Here is a 12,057-nt window from a genome sequence, read left to right on the forward strand (position 1 = left end):
GCCAAGTATATGCTGCGGATCGCGGACTTTAAGAAATCATACAACCAACACCCGGTATTAGCTGTTCCTTCCCTGGAACTGGGCGCCGGCATTCACTGGATCAAAGGCGTGAATGGTTCCGGTAAAAGCACACTCCTGAAAGCGATTGCAGGTATTATTGATTTCTCCGGTGATATCCTCCTGGACAATGTCAGCATCAGGCAACAGCCTGTCGACTATCGTAAGAAAGTCAACTTCGCGGAAGCAGAACCGGTATTCCCGGAATTTCTTACGGGAAGGGAAATGATCCGGCTCTTTGCAACGGCGAAACAAGCGCCTGCCGGACAAGAAGTACCTTACCTGGAAAGTATGCAGATGCAGTCCTATCTTGATCAACCGCTGGGCAGCTATTCCAGTGGTATGCTCAAAAAACTGTCCCTGGTACTGGCCTTTACCGGTACGCCACGGCTGATACTGCTGGACGAACCGCTGATCACACTCGATACCGCCTCCCTGGATATCTTGTATAACTGGATCAGGGAACGGTATACTGCGCAGGGAACATCCTTCCTGCTATCCTCCCATCAGCCTATCGAACAGGATGCATTGGTAGTCAACAGTGTGCTCCTGACAGCAGATAAAACCGTAAAACAGCTCGCAGGATGATCTCTCCACTTTCCCGTATACTGATTAAGATATTCTCCCGTGGCTTTTACAGGGCGAATGCAGGCTTGCTACTATCCTGTTTCGTCATCATCGTCAGCTATGCAATCCTGATTACGCCACTTGGTACGATGAACCATGAACTTTTTGCATTTTCTGAGTTATTTGTCATCCTGACCTTTATCAGCAATCCGGTCACACTTACCATTATCTTCCTGGCCTGGTTACTTTATACGGCCAAAAGCTGGCAATATGTCTTTCAGCAACTGACGGTACCCGAAAACGGCTTCCTGTTTTACAGCAGTACTTCGCTCCCTAAATACAAACAACTTATCAGCTGGTGGTGGATGCAATTCATCATCACACTTCCGCTGATCATGTACGGCTTGCTGGCAGTAGGTTTCGGCATTGCCCATCAGCAATATCTTTATCCGGTACTTACATTGTTGTACCTGCTATTGCTGACAACAGGCAGCGCAGGTATCTATGTATGGCAGGCAAATAAACTGTCAGCTGGTGTACGTTATAAACCGTCCTTCAGACTACCTTTCCGCTGGCCTAAACCCTTCTTTACGCTTTTTCTGCACCATATACTGCACAGACTTAAAACCGGCGGTCTCCTTACAAAAACCATCTCCATCTTTTGCTTATTAAGTGGTGCATATAGTGTTGCTAATAACAACAGACATGACCTGCGGGTAGCGGGGCTGGTAGTGCTGACTTCAATCGCGGCACACCTGTATCTGCTATACCAGGAACACCGGTTTGAGCTGACGAACTTACCATTTACCAGGAACTTTCCGTATAACAGAAACAGGCTATTCGCCTATTCGGTATTGCAATATGTCTTATTACTCGCACCGGAAATCATCCTGTTATTCGTAACGGAAACGCCCCTGCTGGCTACCCTGCTGGTATTTTACGCCCTCTCAGCCATGCTGTGCTTCCGCGGACTGCTCTACCAGATCGGCCTGCAAATGAATATCTATTTACCCCTCGTTTTTGTGGTATATATTCTGCTGTTCTGGATGATCATGTACGGCATCCTCTGGCAGTCAGCCTGCGTCAATCTCCTGCTGGGATATCTGTTATTCTATAACAGATATTATAAATTACCACCGCTCGTCTGAATGCAGTAAAACAACAACTTATAACCATCCAGGTATTTAATTGTCATTTTAACACTTTTATCATTATATTGGGAGAAGCTTTATAATTCCACTATAATGAAACACTGGTTATATCTCGCCGTGCTGACGTGCCTGACGCATACCGTTTGGGCCAAGAATGATCCTGACTCTGTCTACCTTTTCTCTTATGCGACGGAGAAAAACAACCATCATAACGGACTGCATTTCGCCTGGAGCCGAGATCAAGAGCAATGGCATCCCATCGGCAACGAATGGGGATACCTGAAAAGTGATTATGGCAGATGGGGCGCAGAAAAAAGGATGTTCGCGCCTTACCTGATCAGCGGACCGGATGGCAACTGGCATTGCGTCTGGGGATTAAATGACAAGGAACATGTCTTTGCACATGCCGCTTCCCCGGATCTCATTCACTGGAAACGCCAGAGCTATCCTGTCATGCAGGCCGGCAGCAATGTGTTACAGCCTGTCAGCTGGTATGATGCCGCACAACAACAATACAACATCATCTATACCACTTCCGACAATAAATACTACCAGACCACTACCAAAGATTTCACCACCTATTCCCCGGCAGCTGAAGTACCGGCAAGCGCTTATCGCCATCATACGATCTCCGTGAACTTACCCTCAGGTAAAACAAGCGGACAGCTGCATCGCGTGCCCTGGAAGGTAGCTGATCAGCTGATCAAAACATATGAAGGGAAACTATATAAAATGGAACAGTATAGTGAGTCAACTGCCCGTGACAGTGCCCGTTTTGCAGGTATCAGTAATCTAAAAGCTACTATCACTATACAGCCAGAACTGGCTAAACCCATCAGCGACCTGCTTTTCGGCGTCTTCTTCGAAGATATTAACTATGCAGCCGACGGCGGGTTATACGCGGAACTGATCCAGAACAGGGACTTTGAATATGCACTCTCTGACAAAGAAGGTCGTGATCAACAATGGACGCACACACATTCCTGGCAACTACGAGGCACACAAAGTACCTTCACGGTTGATACGACAGCTCCTTTACACGGCAATAACCGGCATTACGCGGTCTTAGACACTAAGGAACCAGGAGCTATATTGTCAAATACCGGTTTTGATGGCATCTCCGTCAGCAAAGGCGAAAAATATCAGTTCTCCCTGTTCAGTAAAGGAAAAGGCAAACTGCAGGTGAGACTGGTCGGCCAGGATAATGCAGTACTGGCTCAGACTACCTTATCACTCAACACCCCGGACTGGCGGCAATACAAGGCGACTCTGACGGCCGGTAGTACCACCGCAAACGCGCATCTGGAGCTGTTGCCCCTTACTAAAGGTGGACTTGACCTGGACCTGATCTCCTTATTCCCCGCTAAAACCTTCAGGAACAGACCCAACGGACTCCGTCCTGATCTGGCACAAACCATCGCTGATATCCATCCCCGCTTCATTCGTTTTCCCGGTGGATGTGTGGCACATGGGGATGGTCTTGGCAATATGTACCGCTGGAAAAACACCCTCGGTCCGCTGGAAACACGTAAACCCCAACGTAACCTGTGGGGATATCATCAGTCTGCCGGACTGGGCTACTTCGAATACTTCCAGTATTGTGAAGATATCGGCGCAGAACCACTACCCGTTGTTCCCGCTGGCGTACCCTGTCAGAATTCGGGCGTAGGTGGCGGCGGACAACAAGGCGGCATTCCTATGACCGAAATGGACGACTATGTACAGGAAGTACTGGACCTGGTAGAATACGCCAATGGCAACGTCAGTACCACCTGGGGAAAGAAACGTGCGGCTGCTGGTCACCCGGCTCCCTTCCACCTGAAATATATCGGTATCGGCAATGAAGACCTGATCACAGATGTATTCGAAGAAAGGTTCACCATGATCTATAAAGCCATGCAGGCAAAACACCCGGAAATTACCGTCATCGGCACCGTCGGCCCCTTTTACGAAGGCACCGACTATGAAGAAGGATGGGCGCTGGCAGAAAAGCTGAAAGTACCGATGGTGGACGAACATTACTACGAAACATCGGGTTGGTTCATCAACAACCAGGATTTCTATGATAAATATGACCGCTCCCGTTCTAAAGTTTACCTGGGTGAATATGCAGCACATCTGCCAGGGGCAAAAGTAAACCTGGAAACAGCCCTCTCAGAAGCTATCTACCTGACAGGTGTGGAAAGAAACGGAGATATAGTAAGTATGACCTCTTATGCACCTTTACTGGCAAAAGAAGGGCATACACAATGGAATCCTGACCTGATCTATTTCAATAATACAGACATTAAACTCACTACCGGTTACCAGGTGCAAAAGCTATTCGGGAATAATGCAGGCAATGAATACCTGCCTAATACTATCTCCCTCTCTACCAACAAGAAAACGCTGAACAAAAGAATAGCGGTATCTGTCGTGCGGGATAGCAAAACCAAAGATGTAATCATAAAGCTGGTGAACATCTCCCCCTTCAGTATTCCTTCAACAATAGACCTGGGCGCACTGAACATCGCCGGTAAAACAGGCGTCATGACCACCTTACAGGGAGATCCGTCTTCCCGGGATGCTAAACCTGTCAGCACCAATATCACCGTAGCATCCACATTCAACACCGGCTTACCGGCATATTCGTTCTCTATTATCAGGATCAAAACAATGTAATCGCATGAAATCAGTTTTGCTATGGACCTTTGTCCTTTTAGGCTGTTCAACATTCGCACAACAAAAGAAAGATTTTCATTCCTGGGCGCCTACACCGCCAATGGGATGGAACAGCTGGGATTGTTATGGACCAACCGTAACAGAAGCAGAAGTAAAAGCCAATGCCGACTATATGGCCAGCCATCTGAAATCATCAGGATGGCAATACATTATAGTAGACATCCGCTGGTATGTGGCCAATGATAAATCACATGGTTATAATGAAACCGATCCTGCATATAATATCGACGCCTACGGACGTTTCCAGCCTGCCGTCAACCGTTTCCCTTCCGCCGCAAACGGAAAGGGATTTAAACCACTGGCAGACTATATACACAGTAAAGGATTAAAATTCGGCATCCACATTATGCGGGGAGTACCCGTAGTAGCGGTTAATAAAAAACTGCCTGTGAAAGGTACTAATGTCACTGCTGCGGATATCTACAGCAAACAGGATCAATGTAAATGGCTGCATGATATGTATACCATCGTGCCGGATAAAACAGGCGCACAGGAATATTATAACTCCCTGTTTGATATGTATGCAGCCTGGGGACTTGACTTCGTAAAAGTAGATGATCTCTCCGCCCCTATTTACTTTACTGAAGAGATTGAAATGATCAGAAAAGCGATCACCCGGACAGGCCGTAAAATACTGCTCAGTACTTCTCCGGGGGAAACCCCCATCGCACAGGGCGCACACGTACAGCAACATGCAAATATGTGGCGTACTGTCGATGATTTCTGGGATAACTGGCCCCACCTGAAAGACCATTTCGAAGTATTTGATCGCTGGAATAAATGGCGTACTACCGGCGCATGGCCTGACGGAGACATGTTGCCACTCGGACATATCGGCATCCGTGCAGAAAGAGGACAACCACGGATGACCTCCTTTACAAAAGATGAACAATACACCTTAATGACACTCTGGACGATCTTCAGATCGCCATTAATGTTTGGAGGTAACCTGCCCGACAATGATCCTTTTACCCTGTCACTACTGACCAACAAACAGGTATTACAGGTACTGAATAACAGCAGTAATAACCGGCCGGTTTTTAATGATAAAGACAAAGCTGCCTGGACGGCGGATATGCCTGGGAAATCAGCAAAATACCTGGCAGTTTTTAATAAAGCAGATAAGGATGCTGCAGCTGTGAATGTGGATCTCTCTGAGATAGGAATCAAGGGTAGCTGTACCATCACTGACCTGTGGACAGGAAAAGTGCTGGGAAAATTCACGGGTAGTTTTGCTCCGCAGATCAATCCGCATGGTGCAGGATTATATAAAGTCACACCCTGATAAAAGATGCTTAACCTGTCATTTTCTTGTATTGATTAGGGCTCACACCCACTTCCTTTTTAAACAAACGGGAGAAATAAGGAGGGTTTTCAAAGCCCAGCAGATAGGCAATCTCTGCGACACTCTGATCCGCTGTTTTAAGCAGGTTTTTGGCTTCTGATATCAGGTAAATATGAATCAGTTCCATGGCAGTCTTGCCCGTCTCCTGCTTCAACAGATCGCTCAGATAACGCGGAGACAAATGCAGCTGCTCTGCCATATAATTCACTGTGGGTAATCCTTTATCTTCAATACTGCTATCCTTGAAATAATTGGCCAGTGTCTCGCTAAAGCGGGACACTGTTTTTCCCGATAATTCAGCCCTGTTAATGAACTGGCGTTTATAAAAACGCTGGCAATATTGCAGCATAGAGCTGATATGCCCGAGGATAATATTCCGGCTGTATTCATCCTGCGTACCATTGTATTCCGTTTCAACCTTTCTGTATAATTCCCACATAATCTGTTCTTCCCGTGGAGACAAATGCAATGCCTCGTTTACCTCATAATCGAAGAAGTTGTACTTCTTGATATCTGTGTGCAGCACATGCCCGTTCAGATAATCCTCATGGAAAAATAAAAGAAACCCATCTTCCTCAAATTCCAGGTCTTTCATTTCAATGATCTGACGCGGTCTGGTGAAATACATGGAACCATTCTGGTTGTCGTAGTTCGTCCGACCGTATTTTATCTTCCCTGCTTTCAGCTTTTTAAACCCGATCATATAGAAATCACTGGTAAACTCCCTGTCCCCTATCGTACAGGTATTATCACAGCGGGTAATACTGAGCATAGGATTTTCCGGCAACGGAAAATTGTTTGCGCGGTGAAGATCTGCCAGGTGTTTATAGTGTATCATATCATCAGATTGAATGTGCTGATACAAAAGTACCAGCTATGCAGCAGTATAATTGATACAAAAGTCGGGAAAAATGTCACATATCACGGGTCAGGACTTAACAATATGATAAGAATGAGTTAATATCCGATCTGTCTTTCACATCTCCGGAATTTCTACTTTGCGCGCCTCAGGTTAAGCAGGCGACAACACCTGCTCCTATCAAAAACCCATAATGTAACATTCTATGAAAAGACACGCGTATTTAATCGCACTTTCCACGTCGCTGGCCTTTGCTGCCTGTACTAAACAGTCCGCAGAACCCGCTCTTTCCACTGACAAACTCGCGGCGGCCAATGAGATCACCGCTGCCGCTGCCAGTACCATTACCTACACAGATGAAAGCACTTTTGTCAACAGCCTTTCCTCCTATGGTTTCAAAACACCTGATCAGCTGAGTCTGAACCGTGATGGTTCTACCAGTGGTTATACCTCGGTATATGGCTTCAACATTCCGGCGGCCAACCAGGTAACAGGTTTCAAATGGAACAGCGGCGACGAGCAGACAAATGAATGGCGGCCACAAGGTATTGGCGGTTTCACCTGGGGTACGAAGAAGTTCCTGGTTGTGTCCTGGTATGGCGTTGATCCCGGAACCATTGCCGGTGTAGCCAATCAGCATAAAGGCGTACGTATTTCTCTGGTGGACATCACTAACATGAACAGCGTTACCTACCGCCACATCCTGCTGGTACAGAACAAAGCCAACATGACCAACTCCTCACTGTATAAGGCGTCGAATGCTTATACACAGCTGGGATCTTTCTGTCCGGTAACAATCCACGCCGGTGGCGTGACCTGTCACGCAGGAAAACTCTTTGTAGCCGATACCAAACTGGGGATGCGCGTATTTGATCTGACCAAATTTGTAGTGGCACAGGGTGATGACACCGAAACAAGCTGCGGACAGGAAACCAATGGCGACCTGAAAGCCTTTAACTATGGTTATATCCTGCCACAGACTGGTTATTACAAGATCACCAACGCCAATCCTTTCTCCTGTATCGAACTGGGCGAAGGCGCTACCGCTGCCAGCAAATACCTCTGGACGGCACAGTATATAGAGCCATCCGAAACAACCGTACCACAGGTATTCGGATTCCCTGTTAATGACGCCGGACAGGTAAGCACCACTACCCAGCCAACAATCATCACACCGATTGACAATGACAGTACACGTGTACATGGCATACAGGGCGTATTCAGAATGGGTAACAAGACTTTCATGTCCACAACCGGAAATAGTTCTTACGAAGGCTCTACCGGCAGACTGACACGCTACAATGACGGCACAGCTGCTGGTACACGTTACCGCTGGCCACATGGCGCAGAAGATCTGTACCGTGATGCTGCCACTGGTTACCTCTGGTGTCTGACGGAGTATGAAACAGAAAAGTATGGAAAAGACAACAGATGCGTATTTGCTGTCAGGGTTTCCGATTATGATTGATAAGAGGAGATAAAAGCTTGATACTTCAGGAGCTGATGTGAAAGGGACTGCTTTCATGTCAGCCCCTTTCTTTATAGATTTTATGCGTAGTGTAGTTTCTCTGCGAACTGATGCCAGCTCTCCAGCTTACGCTGCATGAGTTGTTCGATCAGTACAACTGCCTGTTCGAAGCGTTCATCCCAGCCGCCACGGATCTCTTCACAGGTAACGCCATACTTATCCAGTACCCGGCGATGGGAGGCATCCAGACGGTTACGGTCCTCTTCGCTTAAACGTGTGCCATCCTGTACATAAGGCGCATCATGGTTCAGGTAGAGGTAAAGATCCGCCCTGTTACTTTCAAAGATCCCACGGTCTACGGACAGTTCTGTATTAAAGGCAAACTCTCCATAGGAAAGCGTGATGTGCACATTGGTATCAATGACCAGCAGCGGACTCGGTCCTTTTGCAGCCCTGTCGATACGTGCAGCATGTTCTCTCGCAATCAGATACAGGTCATTAATACCAAAGTCATTGGAATCAGTGATAATATCTCTACCCGCTTCCAGTACTCCGGTACAGTTAAAGTGTTCTGACAGTCTGGTGGTCAGTGTAGTCTTCCCTGTTGACTCAGTACCAAGTAACACCACCTTCGTCACCAGTGACGCCTTTACGGCATCCGGCAGATATTGCCAGGTTTCCGGAAGATTGGACCTGATCTTTGATGCAGATACAGGGTATTTACCTTTCTTCATGTCAAAAGCCATATGGGTGATACCCATATAATCAGCTACCAGTTCTCCGTAGGGTTCCGAAGTAACTACCAGTGAATGATCAGGAAATAAGAATTTAAACTGTGCCGCCCATAACTCAGACGCTAATGCCGACGTCTCGGAAGTATTTGGCAACAGACTTTCGTCATATTGAAATACCAGCACCTTAATGCGGGGATCATGGCGGAAGGTTTCTTCCACCCATACCTGACGCACCGGAGCCGGAAGGGTTTCCTTATTACTGCAACAGATCAATACGGATAGCTCATCACAATACGAGAGGGCAAACCTGATCATCGCTTCATGCCCCTTATGGAAGGGCATAAATTTCCCAAAAACAAATCCTTTACGCATATTTCAGTTGTTTCCTCCATTGAAGCAGGCCGAACGTGGCCAGCCCCAAAAATACCACATACTCAAGTGATAAAAAATAAATTTCTTTAATAAGATATAAAATAACACTCACAATATCTACAACGATCCAGAGTACCCATGTCTCAATACGTTTCTTCGCCAATAAAAAGGTCGCCAGCACACTTGCCATCATGACAAATGAATCCGCAAACGGATAAGTCGCCGGCAAAGGAAAGTATTGCGGCATCCAGCGATGGAACTGCTGAATGGTGAATCCCATAACAATCGTCCCTGATAATAATGCAACACCGTATATCCCTGTCATCGGCCGGGACATACGGGTCACCGGTAGCTCCTCCGTTTTATGTCTCCAGTTATACCAGCCGAACACTGTTACCACCAGGAAGAATACCTGCAACAACATATCTGCATATAACTGCACCTGGAAAAACAACACAAACAGGGCGATCTCATTCACGATACCCGTCGGCCAGGTCAGCACATTCGCCCTTGAGGCATAGTACACGGATATCAATCCAAAGAGTGTCCCGATCAGTTCAACATAACTGACAGGGTATGCCATCACACTAAAGGCGATATGATGTACATCGAAAAACGTCATCAGAAACTGTATTTAAATGCAACATACATATTACGGGGCGCCTGTACAAAGTATTTACGGGTACCGTCCGCTTCCACATAACCATCGTTATAATACTTCGCACTGGTCAGGTTGTTCACAAACAGCGACAGCGTACAATGTGCAATTGTATACTGTGCTCTTGCATTCAGCAATACATAACTGTCTACCAGCGCATCGTTGGCAAAGTCAATATAAGCACGGTGCTGGTACCTACCGGATAACGCCACGCCCAGACGTTTATGTTGCCATCCCACCTCCTGGTTAACGATCAGTGCCGGTGTCAGGATAGGCGTGAAAGAAGTCTGCTGTTCTTTCACCCTGCTATGATTGAAAGAAGAATTATTGGTAAAGCTGAATGCTTTTAAGCGATAGCTGGCATGTAACTCCAGACCTGCGCGGTAACTGCTTTTTACTTTATTGGTCAGCAGTAAGCCGTTGGGGCCTACCTGTCCGTTCAATACAATTTCGTTATCGAAATTCATGTAGTAGCCATTCAGCCCCAGCTCCAGGTTATTCCGCTGAAAGCGGATCCCTAACTCATGATCTACGACTGATTCTGCATCCTTGTTATAGATGATTGCCTTCCCGGTACTGTCAGCAGTCAGATCGTCATTTCCCCCGAAAATATCATTCCGCGTAGGTTCCCTGCCGGTACGGCCAATGCTGTAGTAAATACTGCTTGCATCGCTGACGGCAAAGCTGATCCCTGCTTTAGGATTGAGGAAATGCCAGTCCATCTTCTCAAAAGGTACGCTGCCTTTATAATCGAAAGTCGCATAACGGTATTGCAGATCACCGTACAGAGTGAAGCGGTGCAGGCTGTATTCTATTTTGGTAAATGCGCTGACCTCATTTTTATATCCTTTGTTCTGATACAATTCTCCCAACCAGTTATCGGTTCCTGTATGTCTGCGGGAATACAGATTACCGTGTACGCCTGTCGTCCATTTGAAACGATCATAAGTAAGTGCGTAGTTGGTAAAGAATCCACCGAAATGGGACAGGAAACCGTAGTTAAACAGGTTGCCATCTGTCTCCATACCCAGGAAGTTATTCAGGTCAAAATCGTATCCACCTTTCAGATAAGTATAGTAGATACTGGATGTCAGTGTAGCATGTAGGGAAGGCCGCCAGCTATTTTGTAACTGTACGAGCCCCTGGAAGAAGCGGTCCTTTTCGTCTTTGGTGTTCGCATTGCTACGCCTGTCTTTTGCAATCAGCGTATCTGCTACTGCCAGCCAGGCCATTCCGTTCCGCTGGTGACCCGCCATAATGTTCAGCTTCCAGGTACTTTTATCGTAGTATAATCCGCCGCTGATAAAAACAGATTGTGAATTATTGAAGGAATGATATTTATAGCCATCCGTATATACCTGCGAAGCCCTTACATACAGTGATTTCCTGTTTTTAATAGCCGTCTGATGTTCTCCGAAAATCCTGAAACTGTTATAAGATCCATACCCTACACCGAAATCAGTACTGGCCTTGTCTCCGGCTTCCGGTGCAAACAGCTGTATACTACCGGCATAACTGGCAGCACCGTTTTTAGACGTACCAACGCCCCGTTGTATCTGCAAGCGGCTGATGGAATTGAGTATATCCGGATAATTGGAAAAATAAGCGCCCTGATCTTCCGGTTCATTCAAAGGCATGCCGTCCAGGGTAGTGTTGATCCTGGTCTGGTCCATTCCTCTCATACGATAATAGGAATAGCCCTGCATATTACCCGCGTCTGAATACACCGTGATAGAGGGTGTTTCTGATAACAGAAAAGAAGGCTCCTGCCCGGTATTCTTTTCATCCAGCACCTTCATGTCCAGGTTCTGATACGTAACAGGGGTTTTACTACCAGCCTGATAGGAAACAATCACTTCCTTCAGCCGCCGGGTGCTGTCCTGATCTTTGCTTTTGGGTAAAGTATCCTGTGCGCCGGCTAACAAAGGCAATAGTAAAACTGATACAGTGGTGATATTCACACGACTAAAAAAGCTCATAGGATAAAAAATGTAATTATTACACAAATATATTAAGCCGAGTCCGGACATCGTTAACATGTTTGTGTTAGTGGGCTAATTTGTTGATACACTGGTTTAAAATAATCCTTACTTTTATTTTACCGAGACAAAACGCCGTTGTCAAT

At 46.6% G+C, this 12,057-nt stretch carries 9 protein-coding genes; 5 read left to right on the forward strand and 4 right to left on the reverse strand.

All coding sequences use genetic code 11. From position 1 onward, the window contains the following. The first annotated feature begins 9 nt into the window (after positions 1 to 9). The 4 genes from CPIN_RS28380 (at position 10) to CPIN_RS28395 (ending at position 5,781) form a co-directional block, all read left to right on the forward strand. Complete coding sequence (locus CPIN_RS28380) at positions 10 to 645, forward strand: ABC transporter ATP-binding protein (protein WP_012793325.1); 636 nt, start codon at positions 10 to 12, stop codon at positions 643 to 645. Beyond that, on the forward strand, positions 642 to 1,772 hold the full coding sequence (locus tag CPIN_RS28385) for a hypothetical protein (RefSeq protein ID WP_012793326.1): 1,131 nt from the start codon (positions 642 to 644) through the stop codon (positions 1,770 to 1,772). The genes CPIN_RS28380 and CPIN_RS28385 overlap by 4 nt, the downstream gene beginning before the upstream one ends. 96 nt (positions 1,773 to 1,868) lie before the next feature. After that, positions 1,869 to 4,436: an alpha-L-arabinofuranosidase family protein gene (locus CPIN_RS28390; protein ID WP_012793327.1), complete on the forward strand. Its 2,568-nt coding sequence runs from the start codon at positions 1,869 to 1,871 to the stop codon at positions 4,434 to 4,436. Between the two features lie 4 nt (positions 4,437 to 4,440). Continuing rightward, positions 4,441 to 5,781 carry a beta-L-arabinopyranosidase gene (locus CPIN_RS28395; protein ID WP_012793328.1) on the forward strand — a complete coding sequence of 447 codons (1,341 nt, stop codon included), beginning with the start codon at positions 4,441 to 4,443 and terminating at the stop codon, positions 5,779 to 5,781. Between the two features lie 10 nt (positions 5,782 to 5,791). Here the strand turns inward: CPIN_RS28395 and CPIN_RS28400 are convergent, their stop codons facing one another. Continuing rightward, positions 5,792 to 6,679, reverse strand: a complete 888-nt coding sequence (locus tag CPIN_RS28400; RefSeq protein WP_012793329.1) for a helix-turn-helix domain-containing protein — start codon at positions 6,677 to 6,679, stop codon at positions 5,792 to 5,794. Between the two features lie 226 nt (positions 6,680 to 6,905). On the opposite strand from CPIN_RS28400, the gene CPIN_RS28405 reads away from it, so the two are divergent. Next, positions 6,906 to 8,168, forward strand: coding sequence for a hypothetical protein (locus CPIN_RS28405; RefSeq protein ID WP_012793330.1), 1,263 nt, complete (start codon positions 6,906 to 6,908; stop codon positions 8,166 to 8,168). Between the two features lie 80 nt (positions 8,169 to 8,248). On the opposite strand, the gene CPIN_RS28410 is transcribed toward CPIN_RS28405, so the two are convergent. From CPIN_RS28410 to CPIN_RS28420, 3 genes are read right to left on the reverse strand one after another with little or no spacing between them, the layout of a single operon-like run. Then, complete coding sequence (locus CPIN_RS28410; RefSeq protein ID WP_012793331.1) at positions 8,249 to 9,274, reverse strand: AAA family ATPase; 1,026 nt, start codon at positions 9,272 to 9,274, stop codon at positions 8,249 to 8,251. Beyond that, entirely contained in the window at positions 9,267 to 9,896 is a 630-nt protein-coding gene (gene pnuC, locus CPIN_RS28415; protein ID WP_012793332.1) for a nicotinamide riboside transporter PnuC, read from the reverse strand. The genes CPIN_RS28410 and pnuC overlap by 8 nt, the downstream gene beginning before the upstream one ends. After that, entirely contained in the window at positions 9,896 to 11,911 is a 2,016-nt protein-coding gene (locus CPIN_RS28420; protein WP_044219903.1) for a TonB-dependent receptor, read from the reverse strand. Before CPIN_RS28420 ends, pnuC begins: the two co-directional genes overlap by 1 nt. Between the last annotated feature and the right edge of the window lie 146 nt (positions 11,912 to 12,057).

Origin of the sequence: Chitinophaga pinensis DSM 2588, assembly GCF_000024005.1 — a bacterium.
In the GTDB taxonomy this organism is placed as follows: Bacteria; Bacteroidota; Bacteroidia; order Chitinophagales; family Chitinophagaceae; genus Chitinophaga; species Chitinophaga pinensis.

What these genes read in the sequence shown, in the direction of transcription:
- CPIN_RS28380 (WP_012793325.1), top strand. Translation starts at nt 10, where the DNA reads ATGCTGCGGATCGCGGACTTTAAGAAATCATACAACCAACACCCGGTA.
- CPIN_RS28385 (WP_012793326.1), top strand. Translation starts at nt 642, where the DNA reads ATGATCTCTCCACTTTCCCGTATACTGATTAAGATATTCTCCCGTGGC.
- CPIN_RS28390 (WP_012793327.1), top strand. Translation starts at nt 1,869, where the DNA reads ATGAAACACTGGTTATATCTCGCCGTGCTGACGTGCCTGACGCATACC.
- CPIN_RS28395 (WP_012793328.1), top strand. Translation starts at nt 4,441, where the DNA reads ATGAAATCAGTTTTGCTATGGACCTTTGTCCTTTTAGGCTGTTCAACA.
- CPIN_RS28400 (WP_012793329.1), bottom strand. Translation starts at nt 6,679, where the DNA reads ATGATACACTATAAACACCTGGCAGATCTTCACCGCGCAAACAATTTT.
- CPIN_RS28405 (WP_012793330.1), top strand. Translation starts at nt 6,906, where the DNA reads ATGAAAAGACACGCGTATTTAATCGCACTTTCCACGTCGCTGGCCTTT.
- CPIN_RS28410 (WP_012793331.1), bottom strand. Translation starts at nt 9,274, where the DNA reads ATGCGTAAAGGATTTGTTTTTGGGAAATTTATGCCCTTCCATAAGGGG.
- pnuC (WP_012793332.1), bottom strand. Translation starts at nt 9,896, where the DNA reads ATGACGTTTTTCGATGTACATCATATCGCCTTTAGTGTGATGGCATAC.
- CPIN_RS28420 (WP_044219903.1), bottom strand. Translation starts at nt 11,911, where the DNA reads ATGAGCTTTTTTAGTCGTGTGAATATCACCACTGTATCAGTTTTACTA.